The sequence below is a fragment of the Pseudomonas sp. p21 genome (assembly GCF_001642705.1).
In the GTDB taxonomy this organism is placed as follows: domain Bacteria; phylum Pseudomonadota; class Gammaproteobacteria; order Pseudomonadales; family Pseudomonadaceae; genus Aquipseudomonas.
In genome coordinates this window covers 878,639-902,648 of the sequence record NZ_LWBV01000001.1, presented here as the reverse complement: position 1 = coordinate 902,648, position 24,010 = coordinate 878,639, and the positions used below count along the sequence as shown (strand labels likewise).

The window sequence follows — 24,010 nt, the reverse complement described above, 5'->3', positions numbered from 1 at the left end:
ACCACTGGTGCGAACCCTGTTCAGAAATCTAGACAGCCTGTGAGGGCCATTGGGGCTGCTTTGCAGCCCATCGCGACGCAAGGCCGCTCCCACAGGGGCCAGTACAGTTTCGAGGTCTGCACAACACCTGTGGGAGCGGCCTTGCGTCGCGATGGGGCGCGAAGCGGCCCCAACAACCTCAGATCAAAGCACTGCCTTCGGATAAGACCCCAGCACCTTCAGCGCCACAGCCTCTTGGCTGATCTGCTCGAGCACCGCCTTGATCAGCGGGTCGCGGTGGTGGCCGACGAAGTCGATGAAGAACACGTAGGTCCACTTGCCGCTGCGCGACGGGCGGGTCTCGATGCGAGTCAGGTCGATGCCGTTCTGGTGGAACGGCACCAGCAACTCGTGCAAAGCACCCGGCTTGTTGCTCATCGAAACGATGATCGAAGTCTTGTCGTCGCCGGTCGGCGGCACTTCCTGGCTGCCGATCATCAGGAAGCGCGTGGAGTTGTCCGGGCGGTCTTCGATCTTCTCGGCCAGGCGAGTCAAACCATACAGGTTGGCCGCCATATCGCCGGCGATCGCCGCCGAGTTCCACTCGCCCTTGACCCGTTTGGCCGCCTCGGCATTGCTCGACACGGCCACGCGCTCCACGTTCGGGTAGTGCGCATCCAGCCACTTGCGGCACTGGGCCAGCGACTGGGCGTGGGAGTAGATGCGGGTAATGCTGTCGGTCTTGGTGTTCTCGCCCACCAGCAGGTGGTGGTGGATGCGCAGTTCGACCTCGCCGCAAATCACCATGTCGTGCTCGAGGAAGCTGTCCAGGGTGTGGCTGACCGCGCCTTCGGTGGAGTTTTCCACCGGCACCACGCCGAAGTTGACGGCACCAGCCGCCACTTCGCGGAACACTTCGTCGATGGCCGCCATCGGCCGGCTGATCACCGCGTGGCCGAAGTGCTTCATGGCCGCAGCCTGGGTGAAGGTACCTTCAGGGCCGAGGTAGGCGATTTTCAGCGGTTCTTCCAGAGCCAGGCACGACGACATGATTTCGCGGAACAGCCGCGCCATCTCTTCGTTGTCCAACGGGCCCTTGTTGCGCTCCATCACGCGCTTGAGCACGGCAGCTTCACGCTCGGGGCGGTAGAACACCGGCTTTTCGCCCTCGGCCAGCGAGGCGGTCTTGACCTTGGCCACTTCCTGGGCGCAACGGGCGCGCTCGCTGATCAGCTCGAGGATCTTCTCGTCGAGGCTGTCGATGCGAACGCGCAGCGCCTTCAGTTCGTGCTCGGACATCAGCCGTGCTCCTTCTCGAATTCAGCCATGTAGGCCACCAGGGCTTCGACTGCCTCAAGGCCCAGGGCGTTGTAGATGGAGGCGCGCATGCCGCCTACCGAACGGTGGCCCTTGAGGTTGAGCAGGCCACGGGCATCGGCGCCGGCGAGGAAGGCCTTGTCCAGGCGCTCGTCAGCCAGGCGGAACGGCACGTTCATCCACGAACGGGCGTTGTGACTGATCGGGTTGGTGTAGAACTCGCTGCTGTCGATGTAGCCGTACAGGCGGTCTTTCTTGGCGCGGTTGCGCTGCTCCATGGCATCGACGCCACCCTGCTCTTTCAGCCACTCGAACACCAGGCCCGAGAGGTACCAGGAGTAGGTGGCCGGGGTGTTGTACATCGAGCCGTTGTCGGCCGAGACCTTGTAGTCGAGCATGGTCGGGCAGCTGCTGCGGGCGTGGCCCAGCAGATCTTCACGCACGATCACCACCACCAGGCCGCTCGGGCCGATGTTCTTCTGCGCGCCGGCGTAGATCAGGCCGTACTGCGATACGTCAATCGGGCGCGAGAGAATGTCGGACGACATATCGACCACCAGCGGCACGTCACCGGTTTCCGGCACCCAGTCGAACTGCAGACCACCGATGGTCTCGTTGGACGCATAGTGCACGTAGGCGGCGTTCTTGGTCAGCTTCCACTCGTTCTGGCCCGGGATGGCCAGGTAGTCGTAGGGCTTGGCGCTGGCGGCGACGTTGACGTTGCCGAAGCGGCGCGCTTCCTCGATGGCCTTTTTCGACCAGATGCCGGTCTCGATGTAATCGGCGGTGCCATTTTCCGGCAGCAGGTTCAGCGGGATTTCGGCGAACTGCTGGCTGGCGCCACCCTGCAGGAACAGCACCTTGTAGTTGGAGGGGACGGAAAGCAGGTCACGCAGGTCCTGCTCGGCCTTTTCGGCGATGGCCACGTAATCGTCGCTGCGATGGCTCATTTCCATCACCGACAAGCCCTTGCCACGCCAATCCAGCATCTCGGCCTGGGCGCGCTGCAGAACAGCGTCAGGAAGCGCGGCAGGGCCCGCGCAGAAGTTAAAGGCTCGTTTGCTCACATCCACTCTCGCTCTGCCAAATAGAACAAATCGTCAATCTTCGATGCTGCCAGTAACCCTGTGGGAGCGGGTTTACCCGCGAACAAGGGCGAAGCCCTTGCCATGCACCGCGGTGTCTTCTTCGCGGGTAAACCCGCTCCCACAGGCTATTGCACCGCCCTTGAGGACGTTGCCAACTCTAATCAGTCAAACGGGGCGACCTTGGTCGCCCCGTTCGGGTTCTACGCTTGCTTACTCCTGCGGGGCCTCTTCGGCGCCAGCAGCTTCTTCGTTGTCTGGCGCTTCAGCCTCGACGCCCTCTTCGTCCGTCTCGATCACATCATCGAGCTCCTCCTCGGACGGCTCCTGGATACGCTCCAGGCCCACCAGTGTCTCGTCGGTAGCCAGCTTGATCAAGGTCACACCCTGGGTGTTACGACCCAGGCTGGACACTTCGCCAACGCGGGTACGCACCAGCGTGCCCTGGTCGGAGATCAGCATGATCTCTTCGCCTTCCTGCACCTGGATGGCGCCGATCAGCAGGCCGTTGCGCCCCTTGGTGCCCATGGCGATCACGCCCTGGCCACCACGGCCGCGACGCGGGAACTTGGACAGCGGGGTGCGCTTGCCAAAGCCACGCTCGGAGGCGGTGAGGATCTGCGCGCCGGATTCCGGGATCAGCATGGAGATGATCTGCTGGCCCTTGCCCAGCTTCATGCCGCGCACGCCACGGGCGTTCCGGCCCATCTCGCGCACCACGCTTTCAGCGAAGCGGATCACCTTGCCGGCGTCGGAGAACATCATGACTTCCTTGGCACCATCGGTGATGGCCGCGGCAATCAGGGTGTCGCCTTCCTTCAGCTTCAGGGCGATCAGGCCGTTGGAGCGCGGACGGGCGAACTGCACCAGCGGGGTCTTCTTTACGGTACCCGAAGCGGTGGCCATGAAGATGTAGGCACCGGTCGGCTCGGCCACCCACTCAGGGGTGTCGCCGTCTTCCTCGTCCACTTCCTCGGCCTCGACCACTTCACCTTCGAGCACGGTGTCTTCCGCGTCCTCCAGCTCTTCGTCGGCGTCAGCGTTCTGCTGCAGGGCCTCGAGGTCGATCTGCAGCATGGCGGTGATGCGCTCACCTTCCTCCAGCGGCAACAGGTTGACCAGTGGGCGGCCGCGAGCGGCGCGGGACGCTTCAGGGATGTCGTAGGTCTTCAGCCAGTAAACCTTGCCCTTGCTGGAGAACAGCAGCAGGGTGGCGTGGCTGTTGGCAACCAGCAGATGCTCGACGTAGTCCTCGTCCTTCACCCCGGTAGCCGACTTGCCTTTGCCGCCACGGCGCTGGGCCTGGTAGGCGGACAGCGGCTGGGTCTTGGCGTAGCCGCCGTGGGAAATGGTCACCACGCGCTCTTCTTCCGGGATCATGTCGCCGTAGTTGAGGTCGTGGCGCGCATCGAGAATTTCGGTGCGGCGGGCATCGCCGTATTCGGCACGGATGGCTTCCAGCTCTTCGCGGATCACTTCCATCAGGCGCTCGGCGCTGCTGAGGATACGGATCAGCTCACCGATCTGCTCGAGGATTTCCTGGTACTCGGCCAGCAGTTTCTCGTGCTCCAGGCCGGTCAGGCGGTGCAGGCGCAGGTCGAGAATGGCTTGTGCCTGTTCCGGCGACAGGTAGTACTTGCCTTCACGCAGGCCGTACTGCTCCGGCAGGTCCTCAGGGCGGCAGGAATCGGCGCCGGCGCGCTCGACCATGACCTGCACGGCACTGGATTCCCAGGCAGTGGAGACCAGGGCTTCCTTGGCTTCGGACGGGGTCGGCGAGGCCTTGATCAGGGCGATGACCGGATCGATGTTGGACAGCGCGACCGCCTGGCCTTCGAGGATGTGGCCGCGTTCACGGGCCTTGCGCAGCTCGAACACGGTACGGCGGGTCACCACTTCACGGCGGTGACGGACGAACGCTTCGAGCAGGTCCTTGAGGTTGAGCAGGCGCGGACGACCGTCTACCAGGGCGACGACGTTGATGCCGAACACGCTCTGCAGCTGGGTCTGCGAATACAGGTTGTTGAGCACCACCTCCGGCACCTCGCCGCGACGCAGCTCGATGACGATGCGCATGCCGTCCTTGTCGGACTCGTCGCGCAGCTCGGTGATGCCTTCGATCTTCTTCTCTTTGACCAGCTCGGCGATCTTCTCGATCAGGCGCGCCTTGTTCAGCTGGTACGGCAGCTCGGTAACCACGATCTGCTGGCGGCCGCCAACCTTGTCGATGTCTTCGATTTCGGAGCGGGCACGCATGTAGATGCGGCCACGGCCGGTGCGATAGGCCTCGATGATGCCCTGGCGGCCGTTGATCAGGCCGGCAGTCGGGAAGTCCGGACCAGGGATGTGCTGCATCAGCTCATCGATGGTGACTTCGGGGTTGTCGATGAGTGCCAGGCAGCCATCGATGACCTCGCCGAGGTTGTGCGGCGGGATGTTGGTTGCCATGCCCACGGCGATACCGCTGGAACCGTTGACCAGCAGGTTGGGAATACGGGTCGGCATGACCGCCGGGATCTGCTCGGTGCCGTCGTAGTTGGGCACCCAGTCGACGGTCTCTTTGTGCAGGTCGGCCAGCAACTCGTGGGCCAGCTTGGCCATGCGCACTTCGGTGTATCGCATGGCCGCGGCGTTGTCGCCGTCCACCGAACCGAAGTTGCCCTGGCCGTCGACCAGCAGGTAGCGCAGCGAGAACGGCTGGGCCATACGCACGATGGTGTCGTAGACCGCGGTGTCGCCGTGCGGGTGGTACTTACCGATCACGTCACCGACCACACGGGCGGATTTCTTGTACGGCTTGTTCCAGTCGTTGCCCAGTTCGCTCATCGCATAGAGAACGCGACGATGCACGGGCTTCAAGCCGTCACGCGCATCGGGCAGCGCTCGCCCGACAATCACGCTCATCGCGTAGTCGAGGTAAGACTGTCTCAGTTCGTCTTCGATATTGACCGGGAGGATTTCTTTGGCCAGTTCGCCCATGAGAAGCCTGATTCCTTTTTCTGGTGAAACTTCGCAGCTCCATCAAGGGCCGAACGAAGCTCGCCGCCGCAGCGCATAAGGGTGCGACGACTTACGACAAATCAATGAGTTGTGCCATGGATCTGCGCAATGAAGGCCGCTGTGGTGGGCGGTCTTGGAAACTGCCGGATGTTATCACAAAGGCAGGGGCGGTGGGGAGATGTGGCAGGTGGCCTCAAGCGGGTTTGGATATTGATCTTCCATAACCTGTGCCGGCCTCTTCGCGGGTGAACCCGCTCCCACAGGGTTATCACAAGGCCTGAGGGAGACGGCACACCTGTGGGAGCGGGTTTACCCGCGAAGAGGCCGGCACAGGCACTACGAATATCAGTGCAACCGCTTGCGGCAGATCAGTTGCGCCAGCTTGGCGGTATCCGGCCGCTCGACGATGCCGCGCTCGGTCACGATCACGTCGATCAGGTCGGCCGGGGTCACGTCGAATACCGGGTTGAATACCTCGACATCCGGCGCCACGCGGGTGCCGCCAATGTCCAGCAACTCGTCGGCAGCGCGCTCTTCCAGCGGGATGTCCTCACCCGTGGCCAGGTTCAGGTCGATGCTGGTGCTCGGCGCCACCACCATGAAACGTACGCCGTGGTGCATGGCGCTGACCGCCAGCTGGTAGGTGCCGATCTTGCTGGCAACGTCGCCGTTGGCGGCGATGCAGTCCGCGCCCACCACCACCCAGGTGATGCCCTTGCTCTTCATCAGGTGGGCCAGCGCCGAGTCGGCGCACAGGGTCACCGGGATACCTTCGTTGGCCAGTTCCCAGGCGGTCAGGCGCGAGCCATGCAGCCAGGGGCGTGTCTCGCCGGCATACACCCGCTCGACCATGCCCTCCAGGTAGCCGGCGCGGATCACCCCCAGCGCAGTGCCGAAACCACCACCGGCCAGGGCGCCGGCATTACCGTAGGTGAGCAGGGTCTGGGCGTTGCCCTGGTGACGGCGAATCAGCTCGATACCCTGCTGGGCCATGGTCAGGTTGGCTTCGCGGTCACTTTCATGAATGGCCACCGCTTCGGCCTCCAGCGCCGCCAGCACGCCCTCATCCGGACGCAGGCGCTGCAGGCGCTCGCGCATGCGGTTCAGCGCCCAGAACAGGTTGGCGGCGGTAGGGCGCGCTTCGGCCAGGGTGAGGAAGTCATCTTCCAGGTCCATTTCCCAGTCGCCCCCCTCGGCCAGCCGCTCTTCCAAGGCCAGCACCAGGCCATAGGCCGCGGCAATGCCGATGGCCGAGGCGCCGCGCACGACCATGTCGCGGATCGCCGCCGCCACCTGCGCGACATTGTCGCAGGCCAGCCAGCGTTCTTCTGACGGCAGCAGGCGCTGGTCGAGCAGATGCAAGACGCCGTCCTGCCAGCGGATCCCGGTCACCTTCTCCGCCGCCAAAAGTCGCTCGCGCATCGCCTCTCCCCGTCGTTCGGATATCAAAAGCCGGCGATTATAGCGACCCTCGGGGCCGAGCGCTCGGGTATACTCCGGCGCAATTTTGCGAAGTTTCAGAGGACTGTTCAATGAGCAACGTCGACCGCGCCGAAATCGCCAAGTTCGAAGCGCTGGCCCACCGCTGGTGGGACCGCGAAAGCGAGTTCAAGCCGCTGCACGAAATAAACCCGCTGCGCGTCAACTGGATCGACGAGCGCGCCAGCCTGGCCGGCAAAAAAGTGCTGGACGTGGGTTGCGGTGGCGGCATCCTCAGCGAGGCCATGGCCCTGCGCGGCGCCACGGTCACCGGCATCGACATGGGTGAGGCGCCGCTGGCCGTGGCCCAGTTGCACCAGCTGGAGTCGGGCGTGCAAGTGGAATACCGGCAGATCACCGCCGAGGCCCTGGCCGAGGAAATGCCCGAGCAGTTCGACGTGGTCACCTGCCTGGAAATGCTCGAGCACGTGCCCGACCCGTCTTCGGTCATCCGCGCCTGCTACCGCATGGTCAAGCCTGGTGGCCAGGTGTTCTTCTCCACCATCAACCGCAACCCCAAAGCCTACCTGCTGGCCATCGTCGGCGCCGAGTACATCCTGAAGATGCTGCCGCGCGGCACCCATGACTTCAAGAAGTTCATCCGCCCGTCCGAGCTGGGCGCCTGGAGCCGCGTTGCCGGCCTGCAGGTGAAGGACATCATCGGCCTGACCTACAACCCGCTGACCAAGCATTACAAGCTCAGCAGCGACGTTGACGTCAACTACATGATCCAGACCCTGCGCGAGGAATGAGCATGCGCTTGCAAGCAGTACTCTTCGACATGGACGGCACCTTGCTCGACACGGCGCCGGACTTCATCGCCATCTGCCAGGCCATGCTCGCCGAGCGCGGCCTGCCGGCCGTCGATGACAAGCTGATCCGCGACGTGATCTCCGGCGGTGCCCGGGCGATGGTCGCCGCCACCTTCGCCATGAACCCGGAGGCCGAAGGCTTCGAGCCCCTGCGCCTGGAGTTCCTCGAGCGTTACCAGCGCGACTGCGCGGTGCACAGCAAGCTGTTCGACGGCATGGCCGAACTGCTGGCCGATATCGAGAAAGGCAACCTGCTGTGGGGTGTGGTCACCAACAAGCCGGTGCGCTTCGCCGAGCCAATCATGCAGCAGCTGGGGCTGGCCGAGCGTTCGGCTCTGCTGATCTGCCCGGACCACGTGAAAAACAGCAAGCCCGACCCTGAGCCGCTGATCCTGGCCTGCAAGACCCTGAACCTGGACCCGGCCAGCGTGCTGTTCGTCGGCGACGACCTGCGCGACATCGAGTCTGGCCGCGACGCCGGCACCCGCACGGCGGCGGTGCGCTACGGCTATATTCATCCAGAGGACAACCCCAACAATTGGGGCGCCGACGTGGTGGTGGACCACCCGCTGGAACTGCGCAAAGTGATCGACAGCGCGCTGTGCGGCTGCTGAACCCCGTCTAGACCGCAGCACAGCCCCTGTGGGAGCGGGTTTACCCGCGAATGCGTCAGCCCAGATGACAACGGCGCCTGATCGCACGCATTCGCGGGTAAACCCGCTCCCACAGGGGACGGTGCCGCGCCAACGAACTCGAAGGACCTACCATGTTCGACTACACCGCCCGCCCCGACCTGCTGCAAGGCCGGGTCATCCTGGTTACCGGTGCCGGCCGCGGCATCGGCGCCGCCGCCGCCAAGGCCTACGCTGCGCTGGGCGCTACCGTGTTGCTGCTGGGCAAGACCGAGGCCAACCTCAACGAGGTCTACGACCAGATCGAAGCCGCCGGGCACCCGCAACCGGTGGTGATCCCGTTCAACCTGGAAACCGCCCTGCCCCACCAGTACGACGAACTGGCGGTGATGATCGAGGACCAGTTCGGCCGCCTCGACGGCCTGCTGAACAACGCTTCGATCATCGGCCCGCGCACGCCGCTGGAGCAGCTGTCGGGTGACAACTTCATGCGCGTGATGCACATCAACGTCAATGCCACCTTCATGCTCACCAGCACCCTGCTGCCGCTGCTGAAGCTGTCGGAAGACGCTTCGGTGGTGTTCACCAGCAGCAGCGTCGGGCGCAAGGGGCGGGCCTACTGGGGCGCCTATGGCGTGTCCAAGTTCGCCACCGAGGGCCTGATGCAAACCCTGGCCGATGAACTGGAAGGCGTGGCACCGGTGCGCTCCAACAGCATCAACCCGGGCGCCACGCGCACGGCGATGCGGGCACAGGCATACCCCAGCGAAAACCCGCAGAACAACCCGCTGCCGGAAGAGATCATGCCGGTGTACCTGTACCTGATGGGTCCGGATAGCAAAGGGGTGAATGGGCAGGCGTTCAACGCCCAGTAGGCTTGCACCGGCCTCTTCGCGGGCACGCCCGCTCCCACAGGGTTATTCACCGCCATGAGGGCAGCGCAGTAGTTGTGGGAGCGGGTTTACCCACGAAGAGGCCAGGACAGGAGAGCGATCAGCCCGCGGCCAACGCCGGGCGCATGCGCCCCTGCTGGCGCCCTTCCAGCTGCATGCACCGCTCCAGGAACAGGTACATGCAGTCATAACTCTTGCAAATCGCCCTGCGCAGTTCGTTGCGCAGCCCCAGGGTCGGATTCTCGCCGGCCAGGGTGCAGATGATCTCCAGCGCCTCCCACGGGTGCGCGTCATCATACTGGGCATGCATCTTCAGCCACTTCATCGCCCGCTTGCGCTGCTCCTCCGGGAAGCCCAGCGCATAGGTGTCGGTGGAACACACCACCGCCGACCATTCGCCAGTCGCACCTTCGATGGCGTAGTTGGTCGCCGCCATGGAAATGGCCAGGTTCTCGGTAGCGCACACGCGCCAGCACCAGTCGTTCAGCCCGTTCAGCTCAGGCGGCACTTCCTGGGCCTGCAACTCGTGCAGGTGCACGCCATGCGCCTGGCACCAGTTCACCCAGTAGTCGGCGTGGTTGAGCTCGACACGAATGTTGCGCATCAGCCAGCGCCGCGCCATGTCTTCGCCCTGGTGCCGGCCATAGCGGGTCTTGGTCAGGTTGTGAGCCATGTACAGCGAGAATTGCTCCACCACCGGCCAGCCACCGATCAGGTACTGGCGAATGGTCGATTGTTTCAACTGGCCATCGCGCAGGCGCGCGTAGAACTCATGCTCAACTACCCGGCGTTTGCTCTCGCGGCAGTCTTCAATCAGTTGCTGGGCCCATTGAGGGTAGCTGGCGGGATCCATCAAAGGCCCGATACGAACGAATGCGTCAATCACTTTCAGCTCCTTGATCCTTGTGATTTCTAGCTAGCGAAACGTGCCAGGTGCCCGCTGCAACAGAGGCCGGGCGGCGATCCGTTGGCGCTGCAGACTGTCACAGGTGAACACCTGGGGGCGCTCGATGAGATAGCCCTGAGCGTAATCCACGCCAATTTCCTGCAAAGCCTGCTCGATCAAGGGTGTTTCGACGAATTCGACAATGGTGCGTTTGCCCATTACGTGACCGATGTGGTTGATGACCTCGACCATGGCCCGGTTGACCGGGTCGTCGAGCATGTCCTTGACGAAACTCCCGTCGATCTTCAGGTAATCAACGGGCAAATGCTTGAGATAGGCGAACGACGACATGCCGGCGCAGAAATCATCGAGCGAGAAGCGACAACCCAGCCCCTTCAGCTCGTTGATGAAGCGGATGGCGCTGCCAAGGTTGGCTATGGCGCTGGTTTCGGTGATTTCGAAACAGATCATCCGCGGCGGGATGGCGTATTCGACGAACAGGCGCTGCAAGTATTCGAGGAACTTGTCGTCGCCAATGCTCGAGCCCGACAGGTTGATCGCGCAGATCGACAGCGGCCCCTCGCGCCCTTCGTCCAGGCACTGGCGAATGACCTGGAACACATTGCGCACCACCCAGCGGTCCAGCGCGGTCATCAGGCCGTAGCGCTCGGCCGCCGGGATGAAGCTGCTGGGCAGAATGGTGCGGCCGCTTTCGTCGTGCAGGCGCAGCAGGATCTCGATATGGCCGGGGCCTTCGAAGGTTTTGAGCGGGGCGATTTCCTGAGCGTACAGGCAGAAGCGGTTTTCTTCCAGGGCCACGTGCAAGCGCTGGATCCAGGCCATTTCGCCAAAACGCATGGACAGCTCGCTGTCGTCGGCATGGTACACCTGCACGCGGTTGCGGCCCTTTTCCTTGGCCATGTAGCAGGCCATATCGGCGGCGCGCAGCGAGCTTTCGAGGGTGCCGGGGGCCTGGGCCATGTGCACCAGACCGACACTGACGGTGGTGACGAACGGCCGCCCCTTCCACACGAAATGCAGGCTCTGCACCAGCTGGCGAAGCTGCTCGGCAATGCGCTCGGCCTGGTCGGGGGGGCAGTTTTCCAACAGCACACCAAATTCGTCCCCCCCCAGCCGGGCCAAGGTGTCGCCTTCGCGCAGGCCGGATTGAAGCACGGCGCAGATGTGCCGCAGCAGCTCGTCGCCGGCGGCATGCCCGCAGGTGTCGTTGACCAGCTTGAACTGGTCAAGGTCGAGGAACATCAGCGAATGCCGCCCGGCCTGGCGCGCCAGGTCATTGAGCGCCTGCTCCAGGCGGTATTCGAACTCGCGGCGGTTGGCCAGGCCGGTCAGGGCGTCGTGGGTGGCCTGCCAGGACAGGTTGGCGATGTACTGGCGCTCCTGAGTCATGTCGTGCAGCACCAGCACGATGCCGCTGACCTGGCCGTCACTGACGATCGGCGAACCGACCAGGTTGACCGACACAGTGCTACCGTCCAGGCGCTGGATCAGCCGGGCATGTTCGGCGCCGCCCTTGAGGCTGCCGCTGAGCACCTGCTCCACCAGGCTGCGGCCGTCTTCCTCGGCCTGCTCGTCCACCAGGCTGAACAGCGCCGACAGCGGCAGGCCCTGGGCCTGGCCAGCCTGCCAGTGGGTCAGTTGCTCGGCGGCCGGGTTCATGTAGCCGATACTGCCCTCCACATCAGCGGCAATCACAGCATCGCCGATGGCCTGCAGGGTAATCTGCGCCCGCTCCTTTTCTTCCTGCAGGGCGCTGGCAAAGGCCTGGCGCTGGGCCAGCAGCTTGCTGGAGCGACGCCAGGCAATGGCAATCAGGAACATCGCGGTCAGCAGGTTGGTGATCAGCAGTACCCGCAGCAGCATGCGCGAGCCTTCGCCCAGGGCATCGCTGAAAGCCCTGGCGGCCGGGGTTACCCCTTCATTGATGGTGACGATGCGCGCCTTCCAGTCGCTGATCGTGCGGGCGTCGACCGGGCCAGCGGCGAAGCTGCTGCGCATCTCCACGGCCAGCATGTCCAGCTTGCCCAGGTAGTCGTCGCCGATGTCCCAGTAGTCGATTGCCGTCTGCATGTAGCTGACGTTGCGAAAGTTGCGGTAGAACCAGATGATCCGCTCGACATCGTCGGGGTGGTTGCCGCCTTGCAGTACGGCCTGGCGCGCGGCGTTCAGGTCTGGGCTGGGCTGGTCCAGCACCTCGCGCAGCTGGTGGTCGCCCTGGGGCACGGTGATAGCCTGGCGATAGCGCTGGTAGGTGCTGTCGTCGCGGGTTTCGGCGTAGAGGTTGAGGTAGTAGATGGCGTCTTTCTGTGCCTTGGACCACAGGCTTTCGCCCGCGACATAGGCACGCACGGCCGAGAGCGTATAAAGGCTGAGGCTGCCCAAGGCTACCTGGAAGACCACAACGGCGATGAAGGGCCAGGTGATGCCGAGCAACTTTGGCGCTTCTAGAGTGCGATGTCCCTTCATGGAGTCCCTGTCACAGAGCAGATAAGGCGCAAATCAACCCAGACAAGCACAGCGTAGGCCATTTGCCATCCCCACGGTTGGGTTTTTTATGACAGGAAAGGGGGTGATTTGCGTATGGCCTGTACTGGCACTGTGGGAGCGGGCGTGCCCGCGAACACCGGCGAAGCCGGTGCCATACACCGCGTCGTCTGCTTCGCGGCGGTTCGACGCCTCGACACGCCCGCTCCCACAAGGGAAGGCGACACACTCTCGAACATTGTTCCCTGTGCAACAGCGCAGCCCAAAGGGCTATCTCCCACAGGGGCCCGCACAGGCTGCCAAGAATTCAGCTCTGTTGCAGGTGCCCATACAACTTGGCATACAACCCACCCTCGGCAATCAGCTGCTGATGGTCGCCATCCTCGGCCACATGCCCGCCATCGAACACCAGCACCCGGTCGGCCTGTTTCACCGCCGACAGGCGGTGGGCGATGATCAGCGTGGTACGGCCGCTGAGGAAGCGCGCCAAGGCCTGGTGCAGGTTGTATTCGGTAGCGGCATCCAGGGCCGACGTGGCTTCGTCGAGGATCACCACCTTGGGCTCGGCCAGCACCATGCGGGCAATGGCCAGGCGCTGGCGCTGGCCACCGGACAAGCGCACGCCGGAGCGCCCCACCACACTGTCCAGGCCCTGTGGCAAGGCGGCGATGGTGGCATCCAGCTGGGCGATGCGCAGTGCCTGCCAGCAGGCCTCGTCGCTACTGTCACGGCCCATGGTCAGGTTGGCGCGCACGGTGTCGTTGAACAACGACGGGTGCTGCAACACCACCGCGACGTTTTCGCGCAGGGTTTCCAGGCCGATTTCCTGCAGGCTGGCACCGCCAAAGCGGATGGTACCGGCCTGGGCGCTATAAAGGCCCAGCAACAGTTGCACCAGGGTGCTCTTGCCACCACCGCTGGCGCCGACGATCGCCACCTTCTCGCCCGGTGCGATGGACAGGTCGAGGTGCTCGAGCACCGGCTCGTCGGCATAGGCAAAGCGCAGGTCGCGCACTTCGATGCCCACCGTTTCGCGTCCGGCGAACGGGTCGCTGGCGGCCGGGTACTGCGGTTCGTCGGCACGCGCCAGCAGTTCGTTGAGGCGGCTCAACGCACCACCGGCGGCGTAGTAGGCATATTGCAGGTTGAGCAACTGCTCCACCGGGCCGATCATGAACCACAGGTAGCTGAACACCGCCAGCATCTGGCCGATCGACAAGTCGGAGAACAGCACGGTGAGCATGGCCGCGGCGCGGAAGATATCGATGCCGAACTGGAACAGCAGGCCACTGGCACGGCCGCTGGCATCGCTCTTCCATTGCGAGTCCACGGCGTAGTCACGCACTTCGCGGGCGCGCAGGCCGAGGCGACCGAGGAAGTAGCCCTGGCGGTTGCCAGCGCGGATTTCCTGGATGGCATCGAGGGTTTCCGCCAGCGCCTGGGTAAACCGCGCGGTGCTGTCGTTCTCGAGTTTCTTCAGGTGTTTGACGCGCTTGCCCAGCTGCACGGTGAAGTAGATCACCAGCGGGTTGAACAGCAATATCAGCAAGGCCAGCTGCCAGTGCATCCAGATCAGGATGGCCGCCGTGCCGGTCAGGGTCAGCATGGCCACCAGGAAGCGGCTGAGGGTTTCGCCGACGAATTTGTCGAGGGTGTCCAGGTCGGTGACCAGATGGGTGGTCACCGTACCGCTGCCCAGGCTTTCGTATTCCTTCAGCGAGATACGCTTGAGCCGTTCGATCAGGCGAATGCGCAGACGATAGACGATGTCCTTGGCCAGGCCGGCGAACAGCTTGGCCTGGATCACGTTGAACGCCAGGGCGGCCAGGCGCAGACACAGGGTCAGCAGCAACATCAGGCCGATGTAGCCGGCCGCCACCTGCCAGCTGGACGGCAGCAAGTGGTTCATCCACTTCAGCGCGGCATCGCCATGGCCCAGCAGCACTTCGTCCACCAGCAGCGGCAGCAGTAACGGGATGGGCACGCTGCAGCAGGCCGCCAATACGGCGATGAGGTTGGCGGACCAGAGGTTTTTCTTGTGATGCAGGGCCAGGCGGCGGATTTCCGCCCAGCTCAGTCGATCGGCCACAGTGTGAGGCTTGCCCGGCACCGGGTCGGGTGACCCAGGCACATCAAGCACAGGCGGCCTGCTGCAGCCAGCGGCCGAGCAAGGGTTGCAGACGCTCCAGCGGCTGGTAGCCGTTGGTCAGCAGGGCCAGTTGGCCATTGCGTTCGGCCAGCAGGGTCGGGAAACCGGCGATGCCCAGGTCCTGGGCCCAGCTGAAATCGGCTGCTGTGGCGGCGCGGGTGTCGGCACGGGCGAAGGCCTCGGCGAACACGGCACGGTCGAAGCCTGCCTGTTCGGCCAGTTCGACCAGATGTGGTGCAACGGTCACATCCACGCCCTGCTCGTAGAACGAACGCTGGATCAACGCCAGCAACGGCCAGACGCGCTCGGCGTCCAGCTCGCGGGCAGTGACCAAGGCACGGCAGGCCGGCTCGGTGTCGTAGACGAAGCCGTCGGGCATGGCCCCCTCGAAGCGGAACGGCTGGCCGGTGGCATCGGCCACCGCCTGCCAGTGTTCGAGGATGTACTTGCGGGTAGAGCTGTCCAGGGCGCTGCCGCCGGTGCGCAGCCCGCCAGGCACCAGGCGGGTCGGCACGCCTGCCTCACGCGCCTGGGCGATCAAGGCCGCGGCCACTGGCGCAAAACCCCAGCACCAGGAGCACATCGGGTCCATCACATAGATCAGACGTGCAGACATGCATCAAGCCTCGGCTTTGTAGTTGTAACCGATCGGGTGCGGCAGGTTGCGGGCCTTGGCCAGCTCGATCTGCTTCTGCCGGTCGATGGCGCTACGCCGGGTCTTCTCGCTCAGGGTGTCCCAGCAATGCGGGCAGCTGACCCCTGGCGAATAGTGCTCGGACGCGCGCTCCTCTGCATTGATCGGGTGGCGGCAGGCGTGGCACTGGTCGTACTCGCCTTCGCTCAGGTCATGGCGCACCGTGACGCGGTTGTCGAAGACGAAGCAGTCGCCGTCCCACAGGCTTTCTTCCTGAGGCACTTCCTCGAAGTATTTCAGGATGCCGCCTTTAAGATGATAGACCGCCTCGAAGCCTTCACCGAGCATGTAGCTGGAGGCTTTTTCGCAACGGATACCGCCGGTGCAGAACATGGCAACCTTCTTGTGCTTGCTGGGGTCGAAGTTGGCCTTGATGTAGTCGGGGAACTCGCGGAATGTTTCGGTCTTCGGGTCGATGGCGCCCTTGAAGGTGCCGATGGCCACTTCGTAGTCGTTGCGGGTGTCGATCAGCAGCACTTCCGGGTCGCTGATCAGCGCGTTCCAGTCCTTGGGCTCGACGTAGGTGCCGACCGCCTGGTTCGGGTCCACGCCCGGCACGCCGAGGGTGACGATCTCTTTCTTGAGCTTGACCTTGGTGCGGTAGAACGGCTGTTCGTCGCAGTACGATTCCTTGTGGTCGACATCGACCAGGCGGGGGTCGTTGCGCAGCCAGGCCAGCAGGCCGTCGATGCCTTCGCGGGTGGCCGACACGGTGCCGTTGATGCCCTCGTGGGCCAGCAGCAGGGTGCCTTTGACGTTGTTGTCGAGCATGGTCTTGAGCAGCGGCTCGCGCAGCTCGACGTAGTCTTCCAGGGTGACGAACTTGTACAGCGCCGCGACGACGATGGGTTGGGACATGAAGCAGGTTCTCCAGGTGGTTGCCCTCGTAAGGGGCGGACCGGGTTTGACAGTGTGACAAAAAAGCAGGGGGCGCTTTGCGCCCCATTCGCGGCACAAGGCCGCTCCTACAGGGGAATGCACCAGCCGACGGGCTGCGCTATCCCTGTAGGAGCGGCCTTGTGCCGCGAATGGGCCGCAAAGCGGCCCCCGGATTTTGCAGGATTCTACCAGAACAACAGCAAGGTTTCAGTGCCCGCCGCCCGCGCACACCGGCGAGGCGGGTGCAACGCCGACCTTGGCCCACTCTTCGGCGGTGTAGGTGTGGATGGCCAGAGCATGGATCTCGCCCATCAGCTCACCCATGGCTGCGTACACCTTCTGGTGGCGCTTGACGCTGTTCAACCCGGCAAACTGCTCGCTGACGATCACTGCCTTGTAGTGGGTCTCCTGACCACGACTGTGCATGTGGCTTTCGTTGAGCACTTGCAGGTATTGCGGCGCCAGGGCGGCCAGTTGCTGTTCGATACGCTGTTGCATGGTCATCGCGGCGTACTCACTTCTTCGCCGGGGCGGCGGCCTTGCCAGCGTTCGGGTCCAGTTCCTTGGTCATGTCGTCCAGCAGCTTGTTCACCACCGGTACCGCTGGCTCCAGGCTCTGCTGGGTCAGCTGGGCCGACTGCTGGGTGACCTTGGGCATTTCGCGCAGCACTTTCTTGCCCAGCGGCGATTCGTAGAACTTGACCAGGTCCTTGAGCTCCTGCTCGGTGAAGGTCTGGGTGTACAGGTCGACCATCTTCGGCTTCAGCTTGTTCCAGCCAATGGCGTTGTCCAGCGCGGCGTTGGCCTTGGCCTGGTAACTTTCCAGCACCGGCTGCTTGCTGGCCGGGGCCTTGGTCTGGGCAAAACGCTGCGCGAACATCTGCTGGACCTGCATGTATACCGGGGTGCCCAGCTTGTCAGCGTTGGCCAGGGTCAGGAATTTCTCGGCAGCAGCATTGTGGCTGGCGGTGGCAGCGAATACCTGGCCGCTGGCGCAAGCCAGGGCAACGGCGGCACAAAGGACACGGAGACGGGTCATTGCTTTTCCTTCAGAAGAGAGGGAGGCGGGTACCTCAGAGTAGAGCATTCTGCGCCGTGGTGGCGATGTGCTCAAGTGGCACGACGAGCGACTGAACCGCTCGGTCGAATCAGGGCCTAAACTGCGATTTCGAACTACACAGGAGTGAGTACAGAATGAGCCGTATCGAGACAGACAGCCTGGGCCCGGTCGAAGTTCCTGAGGACGCCTACTGGGGTGCGCAGACCCAGCGTTCGCTGATCAACTTCGCCATTGGCAAGGAACGCATGCCCATCGCGGTGCTGCACGCCCTGGCGCTGATCAAGAAGGCCGCGGCACGTGTCAACGACCGTAATGGCGACTTGCCGGCCGACATCGCCCGGCTGATCGAGCAGGCCGCCGACGAAGTGCTGGACGGCCAGCATGACAACCAGTTCCCGCTGGTGGTCTGGCAGACCGGCAGCGGCACCCAGAGCAACATGAACGTCAACGAAGTGATCGCTGGACGGGCCAACGAACTGGCCGGCAAGGGCCGTGGCGGCAAGGCACCCGTGCACCCCAACGACCACGTCAACCGCTCGCAGAGTTCCAACGACTGCTTCCCCACTGCCATGCACATTGCCGCGGCGCAGGCGGTGCACGACAAGCTGCTGCCGGCCATCGCCGAGCTGTCCTCGGGGCTGGCCGAGTTGTCGGCACGCCACCACAAGCTGGTGAAGACCGGCCGCACGCACATGATGGACGCCACGCCGATCACCTTCGGCCAGGAGGTGTCGGCCTTCGTCGCCCAGCTCGACTATGCCCAGCGCGCCATCCGCGCCACCCTGCCGGCGGTGTGCGAACTGGCCCAGGGCGGCACTGCCGTGGGCACCGGGCTCAATGCACCGCATGGTTTTGCCGAAGCCGTCGCCGCGGAGCTGGCGGCGCTGTCTGGCCTGCCATTCGTCACTGCGCCGAACAAGTTCGCCGCCCTCGCCGGCCACGAGCCGCTGACCAGCCTGGCTGGCGCCCTGAAGACCCTGGCCGTGGCCCTGATGAAAATCGCCAACGACCTGCGCCTGCTGGGTTCCGGCCCGCGCGCCGGGCTAGCCGAGGTACGCCTGCCGGCCAACGAGCCAGGCAGCTCGATCATGCCAGGCAAGGTCAACCCTACCCAGTGCGAAGCGCTGTCGATGCTGGCCTGCCAGGTGCTGGGCAACGATGCTGCAATCGGCTTTGCCGCCAGCCAGGGGCATTTGCAACTGAACGTGTTCAAGCCGGTGATCATCCACAACCTGCTGCAGTCGATCGAATTGCTGGCTGACGGCTGCCGCAACTTCCAGCAGCACTGCGTGGCGGGCATCGAGCCGGATGCCGAACAAATGGCGGCGCACCTGGAGCGGGGGTTAATGCTGGTGACGGCGCTGAACCCGCATATTGGCTATGACAAGGCGGCGGAAATTGCCAAGAAGGCCTATGGCGAAGGCAAGACCTTGCGCGAGGCGGCATTGGAGTTGAAGTACCTGACCAATGAGCAGTTCGACCAGTGGGTGAGGCCTGAGAACATGCTGGCCCCGGGGGGCAAGGGCTAGATCACCTAGCGCCTGTGCCGGCCTCTTCGCGGGCTTGCCCGCGCCCACAGGTACTGCACCAATCTGCAAGACTGTGGAGATCCTGTGGGAGCGGGCACGCCCGCGAAGAGGCCGGTACAGGCGATCAATGAGCCTGGGCCAAGCGCGCTCTGCGGGCCCGCCACCCGGCCACCAGCGACGGCCCCAGTGCCACCAGCGCCGAGCCCAGCACCACGGTCACAGCCCCCGCATAGCCCAGGGCATTGATGTCCTCGGCATGCACATACTCAGGCCACACCAACGCCGCCAGCGCGACCGCGACAAAGGTCACCAACGGGGTCAACGCCAGCGTGGCACTCACCCGCGACGCCTCCCAGTGCGCCAGCGCCTCGGCAAACGCGCCATAGGCCACCAGGGTATTCAGGCAACAGGCCAGCAACAGCCAGCCTTGCACCGGGGTCAGCTGCAAGGCCTCCAATGGGTGGACCCAGGGCGTCAGCAGCGCGGCGCAGCCGAGGTAGATCACCATCATTACCTGCTGCGAATGCCACACAGTCAGCAGTTGCTTCTGGCTAAGCGCATAGAACACCCAGATGGTGGTCGCCAGCAGGATGGTCAGTACACCAGTGGTATAGGTGCCGAGCGAGGTCAACAGCTCTTCCAGGCGCTGGTTGAAAAACAGGCCAAACCCCGCCAGCAGGATCAGCAGGCCCACCCCCTGCCCCAGGCTGAAGTGCTCGCGGAACACGAACACGCTGGCCACCAGCAACAGCACCGGGCCGATCTGCACGACCAGTTGCGCGGTGCCTGGGCTTAGCAGGTTGAGGCCGATCAGGTACAGCACGTAGTTGCCCATCAGGCCGAACACGGCCACTACCACCAGGCCTTTGCCCTTGGGCGCCAGTTTGCTGAAGGAAGGCAACCTGCGCTTGGCGGCCAGCCAGGCGAACAGCAGGCCGCCGGAGACCAGCAGGCGGTACCAGGTGACGGTGACCGGGTCGACCACTTGCAGCACCTGCTTGAGCTTGATCGGCAGGATGCCCCACAGCAGCGCAGTCAGAAGTGCCAGGAACAGGCCATAGCCCCAGCGGCCAGTAGTGGTGTGCATAACGTCCTCGATCAAGCCCGTGGTGGGGGTGATTGAATTCTACGGGCTTGGAGGGCGGGGGCGGGGGCGGGTGCCGGGAAAAGAATTCATCAGGTCATTCTTCTACGGCATGGCTTGGCAGGTGTGCTGCCTGTTCTGGCCCTTTCGCGGGCACGCCCGCTCCCACAGGGCCCCCACTAGACTCAGAGTGTGTGCGAATCCGGTGGGAGCGGGCGTGCCCGCGAAGAGGCCAGAACAGGCAACCAACAAGCTTGGCTATTTCTTGTCCCTGGCAAACGCCGCCTCAAGCGCCTGGTTGATGGTGCGCAGCACCTTCACCCGCGCCCAGCGCTTGTCGTTGGCCTCCACCAGCGTCCACGGCGCGATCTCGGTGCTAGTGCGGTCGACCATGTCACCCACCGCCTGGACATAGTCGTCCCACTTGTCGCGGTTGCGCCAGTCATCCTCGGTGATCTTGTAGCGCTTGAACGGGATCTGCTCGCGCTCTTCGAAGCGCTCCAGCTGGGTCTGCTGGTCGATTGCCAGCCAGAACTTGACCACCACCGTGCCGGCATTCACCAACTGCTCCTCGAAATCGTTGATCTCGCTGTAGGCGCGCATCCAGTCGGCCGGGCTGCAGAAGCCTTCCACCCGCTCCACCAGCACCCGGCCATACCAGGAGCGGTCGAAGATGGTGAACTTGCCGCGCGCCGGAATGTGCCGCCAGAACCGCCACAGGTAAGGCTGCGCGCGCTCTTCTTCAGTGGGCGCGGCAATCGGCACGATGCGGTACTGGCGCGGGTCCAGCGCGGCGGCCACGCGGCGGATGGCACCGCCCTTGCCGGCAGCATCGTTGCCTTCGAACACCGCCACCAGGGCATGTCGGCGCATGTGCTTGTGGCGCAGCAGACCAGCCAGGCGGGCCTGCTCGGTGACCAGTTGCTCCTGGTAGTCGGCCTTGTCCAGGCGCAGGGTCATGTCCAGCGCGCCGAGCAGGCTGCGCTGGTCGATGCTGCGGCCCAGCGGGGCGACGTTGCCCTGATGCTTGCCTTTGGGGTTGTTGGCCAGTGCCGCCTGCAGGCTTTCCAGCAAGATGCGCCCTACCGCCAGGCTGCGGTAGTTCGGGTCGACGCCCTCGATGATATGCCAAGGCGCATAGTCGCGGCTGGTGCGGCGCAGCACGCGCTCACCAAAGCGCACGAAACGGTCGTAGGTTTCCGACTGCTGCCAGTCCAGCGGGCTGATCTTCCAGCTGTGCAGCGGGTCGTCCTTGAGCGACTTCAGCCTTGCCTTCATCTGCTTCTTGGACAGGTGGAACCAGAACTTGATGATCAGCGCACCTTCGTCGCACAGCATCTCCTCCAGCCGTTCGGCGCCGGTGATGGCCTGGTCGAGCACGGCATCCTTGAACACCCCGTGCACCCGCCCCTGCAGCATCTGGCTGTACCAGTTGCCGAAGAACACGCCCATCCGCCCCTTCGGTGGCAGCGCCCGCCAGTAGCGCCAGGCCGGCGGGCGGGCCAGCTCTTCGTCGGTCTGCTGGTCGAAGGTGAGTACATCGATCATGCGCGGGTCCATCCACTCATTGAGCAGTTTGACCGTCTCGCCCTTGCCGGCGCCTTCGATGCCGTTGATCAGCACGATCACCGGGAAGCGCGCCTGCTGCTTGAGTTCGTACTGGGCTTCGAGCAAGGCCTCGCGTAAAGCGGGTACCTCGGCGTCGTAAGCCTCCTTGTCGATGCTGTGGCCGATTTCGGCGGATTCGAACATGCACTGGCTCCTTCAATGGATAAGCAAGACTAGCGGATTTGAATGTTGCCTGTGCTGGCCTCTTCGCGGGCACGCCCGCTCCCACAGGTATTTCACCGCACTCAGGGCTTGTGCAGTACCTGTGGGAGCGGGCGCGCCCGCGAAGAGGCCGGTACAGCCTGCGCAAACCTCCCGGATGGCATAAAATCCGCCCATCCGCTGCAACCGAGCCAACCATGTCCACCCTCCTCCAGCACGCCCAGATCGACTGGGACGACCAGGGCCGCCCCCATTCGCGGCAATACGACGACGTCTATTTCGCGGTCAACGAAGGCATCGAAGAAACCAAGCACGTGTTCCTTGGGCAAACCCGCCTGGCCGAGCGCTTTGCCAACCTCGCCCCGCACACCTGCCTGGTGATCGGCGAAACCGGTTTCGGCACTGGCATGAACTTCTACTGTGCCTGGCAACTGTTCGAGCAACATGCCCACGCCGAGACCCGCCTGCATTTCATCAGCGTCGAAAAGTACCCCCTCGGTCGCGACGACATGGCCCGCGCCATACGCCTGTGGCCGGAACTGGCGGCCTACAGCCAGCCACTGTTGGAGCAGTACGTGGCAGTGCACCCGGGCTTCCAGCAGTTCACCTTCGACAACGGCCGGGTCACCCTCACCCTGCTGATTGGTGATGTGCTGGAACAGCTGCCGCAACTCGATGCGCAGATCGATGTGTGGTTCCTCGACGGCTTCGCCCCGGCCAAGAACCCCGACATGTGGACCCCACAGCTGTTCGCGCAGCTGGCGCGGCTGTCACACCCGGGCACGGTGCTAGGCACCTTCACCACCACCGGCTGGGTACGCCGCAGCCTGGTCGACGCCGGCTTCGCCATGAAGAAGGTGCCGGGCATCGGCAAGAAATGGGAGGTGATGAGCGGCGCCTACGTCGGCCCCGTGCCCTGCCCCGGCGCACCGTGGTACGCGCGCCCGGCTAGCGCAGCAGGGCCGCGTGAAGCACTGGTTATAGGCGCCGGGCTCGCCGGCAGCACAACCGCCGCCAGCCTGGCCCGGCGTGGCTGGCAGGTTACCGTGCTGGAACGCCACGACACCCCGGCACAGGAAGCTTCGGGTAACCCGCAAGGGGTGCTGTACCTCAAGCTGTCCGCCCATGGCACGGCGCTGTCGCAGATGATCCTGGCCGGTTTCGGCTACACCCGGCGCCAGCTGCAGCGCCTGCAACGTGGCCGCGACTGGGATGCCTGTGGCGTGCTGCAACTGGCCTTCGACAGCAAGGAAGCCGAACGCCAGGGCAAACTGGCCGCCGCCTTCGAACATGACCTGCTGCACTCGCTGGAGCGTGCAGAGGCCGAAGCCATCGCCGGGGTGGCTTTGCCGGCTGGTGGGCTGTTCTATCCCGAAGGTGGCTGGGTGCACCCGCCGGCGCTGTGCCAGCAGCAGTTGCAGCACCCGGGTATTCGCCTGCTGACGCACCAGGAGGTGCTCGAGCTGCGCAAGGTCGATGGGCTGTGGCAAGCCTGGGCTGGCGAACGCCTGCTGGCCAGCGCGCCGGTGGTGGTCCTGGCCGGTGCCGCCGACGTACTGCGCTTCGAGCCATGCGCGCACTTGCCGCTCAAGCGCATCCGCGGGCAGATCACCCGCCTGCCGGCAACCGCCGAAAGCCGCGCGCTGCGAACCGTGGTGTGCGCGGAAGGCTATGTGGCACCGCCGCGCGGGGATGAACATACCCTGGGCGCGAGCTTCGACTTCCACAGCACAGACCTGGCGCCGACGGCGGCCGAGCACCAGGGCAACCTGGCATTGCTGGACGAGATCTCTGTCGACCTGGCCCGGCGCCTGGGCACCACCGAACTGGACCCCGGGCAATTGCAGGGGCGGGCGGCGTTCCGTTGCACCAGCCCGGATTACCTGCCGATCGTCGGGCCGGTGGCGGATGCGCAGGCGTTCGCCGAGGCCTACGCAGTGCTGGGCCGGGATGCGCGCCAGGTGCCGGATGTGGCCTGCCCCTGGCTGGGTGGGTTGTATGTGAACAGTGGGCATGGCTCACGCGGGTTGATCACGGCGCCGTTGAGCGGCGAACTGGTGGCGGCGTGGGTGTGCGGGGAACCGCTGCCGTTGCCACGGGCGGTGGCGGAGGCCTGCCACCCGAATCGGTTTGGGTTGCGTAAATTGATCCGCGGGAAGTGATTGCATCGGGTGCATGCCGTTGAATTGGTTGCGCCTGTGAGATCGAGCGCCGCCCGCGCGGCGCTCGATGTCCGCAACACCACAACACCCAAGAC

General features: G+C 64.3%; 18 protein-coding genes. 5 read left to right on the top strand and 13 right to left on the bottom strand.

Annotated features, from left to right (window positions below; all coding sequences use genetic code 11):
* Window positions 1–183: 183 nt before the first annotated feature.
* From pheA to mtnA, 4 genes are all read right to left on the bottom strand, one after another.
* Window positions 184–1,278 carry a prephenate dehydratase gene (gene pheA / locus A4C63_RS04235; RefSeq protein ID WP_025338102.1) on the bottom strand — a complete coding sequence of 365 codons (1,095 nt, stop codon included), beginning with the start codon at window positions 1,276–1,278 and terminating at the stop codon, window positions 184–186.
* Window positions 1,278–2,363 (bottom strand): 3-phosphoserine/phosphohydroxythreonine transaminase, encoded by a 1,086-nt coding sequence (gene serC / locus A4C63_RS04230; RefSeq protein WP_063911620.1) that lies wholly within the window; start codon window positions 2,361–2,363, stop codon window positions 1,278–1,280. The genes pheA and serC overlap by 1 nt, the downstream gene beginning before the upstream one ends.
* Window positions 2,364–2,594: 231 nt before the next feature.
* Window positions 2,595–5,360, bottom strand: coding sequence for a DNA gyrase subunit A (gyrA, locus tag A4C63_RS04225; protein WP_063911619.1), 2,766 nt, complete (start codon window positions 5,358–5,360; stop codon window positions 2,595–2,597).
* 366 nt (window positions 5,361–5,726) lie between these two features.
* The gene (mtnA, locus tag A4C63_RS04220) at window positions 5,727–6,803 is read right to left on the bottom strand and encodes an S-methyl-5-thioribose-1-phosphate isomerase (RefSeq protein ID WP_063911618.1); all 1,077 of its coding nucleotides are present in this window, start codon (window positions 6,801–6,803) and stop codon (window positions 5,727–5,729) included.
* A gap of 110 nt (window positions 6,804–6,913) precedes the next feature.
* On the opposite strand from mtnA, the gene ubiG reads away from it, so the two are divergent.
* The 3 genes from ubiG (at window position 6,914) to A4C63_RS04205 (ending at window position 9,179) form a co-directional block, all read left to right on the top strand.
* On the top strand, window positions 6,914–7,612 hold the full coding sequence (gene ubiG / locus A4C63_RS04215; protein WP_025338098.1) for a bifunctional 2-polyprenyl-6-hydroxyphenol methylase/3-demethylubiquinol 3-O-methyltransferase UbiG: 699 nt from the start codon (window positions 6,914–6,916) through the stop codon (window positions 7,610–7,612).
* Window positions 7,613–7,614: 2 nt separating this feature from the next.
* A complete protein-coding gene (gene mupP, locus A4C63_RS04210) occupies window positions 7,615–8,286 on the top strand; it encodes an N-acetylmuramic acid 6-phosphate phosphatase MupP (protein ID WP_063911617.1) in 672 nt (223 codons plus the stop codon).
* Window positions 8,287–8,438: 152 nt separating this feature from the next.
* Window positions 8,439–9,179, top strand: coding sequence for a YciK family oxidoreductase (locus tag A4C63_RS04205; protein ID WP_015269300.1), 741 nt, complete (start codon window positions 8,439–8,441; stop codon window positions 9,177–9,179).
* 118 nt (window positions 9,180–9,297) lie between these two features.
* On the opposite strand, the gene A4C63_RS04200 is transcribed toward A4C63_RS04205, so the two are convergent.
* The 7 genes from A4C63_RS04200 to A4C63_RS04170 form a co-directional block, all read right to left on the bottom strand.
* Window positions 9,298–10,083 carry a TenA family transcriptional regulator gene (locus A4C63_RS04200; RefSeq protein ID WP_063911616.1) on the bottom strand — a complete coding sequence of 262 codons (786 nt, stop codon included), beginning with the start codon at window positions 10,081–10,083 and terminating at the stop codon, window positions 9,298–9,300.
* A gap of 30 nt (window positions 10,084–10,113) precedes the next feature.
* Entirely contained in the window at window positions 10,114–12,570 is a 2,457-nt protein-coding gene (locus A4C63_RS04195) for an EAL domain-containing protein (protein WP_063911615.1), read from the bottom strand.
* 325 nt (window positions 12,571–12,895) lie between these two features.
* On the bottom strand, window positions 12,896–14,728 hold the full coding sequence (locus tag A4C63_RS04190; RefSeq protein ID WP_063911614.1) for an ABC transporter ATP-binding protein: 1,833 nt from the start codon (window positions 14,726–14,728) through the stop codon (window positions 12,896–12,898).
* Entirely contained in the window at window positions 14,721–15,353 is a 633-nt protein-coding gene (locus A4C63_RS04185) for a DsbA family protein (protein WP_063911613.1), read from the bottom strand. The genes A4C63_RS04190 and A4C63_RS04185 overlap by 8 nt, the downstream gene beginning before the upstream one ends.
* A 3-nt stretch (window positions 15,354–15,356) precedes the next feature.
* A complete protein-coding gene (locus A4C63_RS04180; RefSeq protein WP_025338092.1) occupies window positions 15,357–16,289 on the bottom strand; it encodes a rhodanese-related sulfurtransferase in 933 nt (310 codons plus the stop codon).
* Between the two features lie 228 nt (window positions 16,290–16,517).
* A complete protein-coding gene (locus A4C63_RS04175; RefSeq protein WP_063911612.1) occupies window positions 16,518–16,814 on the bottom strand; it encodes a BolA family transcriptional regulator in 297 nt (98 codons plus the stop codon).
* A 10-nt stretch (window positions 16,815–16,824) separates the two neighbouring features.
* Window positions 16,825–17,349, bottom strand: a complete 525-nt coding sequence (locus tag A4C63_RS04170; protein WP_063911611.1) for a DUF2059 domain-containing protein — start codon at window positions 17,347–17,349, stop codon at window positions 16,825–16,827.
* Between the two features lie 155 nt (window positions 17,350–17,504).
* On the opposite strand from A4C63_RS04170, the gene A4C63_RS04165 reads away from it, so the two are divergent.
* A complete protein-coding gene (locus tag A4C63_RS04165) occupies window positions 17,505–18,899 on the top strand; it encodes a class II fumarate hydratase (RefSeq protein ID WP_063911610.1) in 1,395 nt (464 codons plus the stop codon).
* A 124-nt stretch (window positions 18,900–19,023) separates the two neighbouring features.
* Here the strand turns inward: A4C63_RS04165 and A4C63_RS04160 are convergent, their stop codons facing one another.
* Window positions 19,024–19,986: a DMT family transporter gene (locus tag A4C63_RS04160; RefSeq protein ID WP_063911609.1), complete on the bottom strand. Its 963-nt coding sequence runs from the start codon at window positions 19,984–19,986 to the stop codon at window positions 19,024–19,026.
* Window positions 19,987–20,241: 255 nt separating this feature from the next.
* Entirely contained in the window at window positions 20,242–21,735 is a 1,494-nt protein-coding gene (pap, locus tag A4C63_RS04155; protein ID WP_063911608.1) for a polyphosphate:AMP phosphotransferase, read from the bottom strand.
* 215 nt (window positions 21,736–21,950) lie between these two features.
* Here pap and mnmC point away from each other — a divergent pair, with 215 nt between their 5' ends.
* On the top strand, window positions 21,951–23,915 hold the full coding sequence (mnmC, locus tag A4C63_RS04150) for a bifunctional tRNA (5-methylaminomethyl-2-thiouridine)(34)-methyltransferase MnmD/FAD-dependent 5-carboxymethylaminomethyl-2-thiouridine(34) oxidoreductase MnmC (RefSeq protein ID WP_063911607.1): 1,965 nt from the start codon (window positions 21,951–21,953) through the stop codon (window positions 23,913–23,915).
* Window positions 23,916–24,010 lie beyond the last annotated feature (95 nt).

Excerpts from the sequence above, each read along its gene's own strand:
- pheA (WP_025338102.1), bottom strand. The coding sequence starts at position 1,278 with ATGTCCGAGCACGAACTGAAGGCGCTGCGCGTTCGCATCGACAGCCTC.
- gyrA (WP_063911619.1), bottom strand. The coding sequence starts at position 5,360 with ATGGGCGAACTGGCCAAAGAAATCCTCCCGGTCAATATCGAAGACGAA.
- mtnA (WP_063911618.1), bottom strand. The coding sequence starts at position 6,803 with ATGCGCGAGCGACTTTTGGCGGCGGAGAAGGTGACCGGGATCCGCTGG.
- ubiG (WP_025338098.1), top strand. The coding sequence starts at position 6,914 with ATGAGCAACGTCGACCGCGCCGAAATCGCCAAGTTCGAAGCGCTGGCC.
- mupP (WP_063911617.1), top strand. The coding sequence starts at position 7,615 with ATGCGCTTGCAAGCAGTACTCTTCGACATGGACGGCACCTTGCTCGAC.
- A4C63_RS04205 (WP_015269300.1), top strand. The coding sequence starts at position 8,439 with ATGTTCGACTACACCGCCCGCCCCGACCTGCTGCAAGGCCGGGTCATC.
- A4C63_RS04195 (WP_063911615.1), bottom strand. The coding sequence starts at position 12,570 with ATGAAGGGACATCGCACTCTAGAAGCGCCAAAGTTGCTCGGCATCACC.
- A4C63_RS04185 (WP_063911613.1), bottom strand. The coding sequence starts at position 15,353 with ATGTCTGCACGTCTGATCTATGTGATGGACCCGATGTGCTCCTGGTGC.
- A4C63_RS04180 (WP_025338092.1), bottom strand. The coding sequence starts at position 16,289 with ATGTCCCAACCCATCGTCGTCGCGGCGCTGTACAAGTTCGTCACCCTG.
- A4C63_RS04175 (WP_063911612.1), bottom strand. The coding sequence starts at position 16,814 with ATGACCATGCAACAGCGTATCGAACAGCAACTGGCCGCCCTGGCGCCG.
- A4C63_RS04170 (WP_063911611.1), bottom strand. The coding sequence starts at position 17,349 with ATGACCCGTCTCCGTGTCCTTTGTGCCGCCGTTGCCCTGGCTTGCGCC.
- A4C63_RS04165 (WP_063911610.1), top strand. The coding sequence starts at position 17,505 with ATGAGCCGTATCGAGACAGACAGCCTGGGCCCGGTCGAAGTTCCTGAG.
- A4C63_RS04160 (WP_063911609.1), bottom strand. The coding sequence starts at position 19,986 with ATGCACACCACTACTGGCCGCTGGGGCTATGGCCTGTTCCTGGCACTT.
- pap (WP_063911608.1), bottom strand. The coding sequence starts at position 21,735 with ATGTTCGAATCCGCCGAAATCGGCCACAGCATCGACAAGGAGGCTTAC.
- mnmC (WP_063911607.1), top strand. The coding sequence starts at position 21,951 with ATGTCCACCCTCCTCCAGCACGCCCAGATCGACTGGGACGACCAGGGC.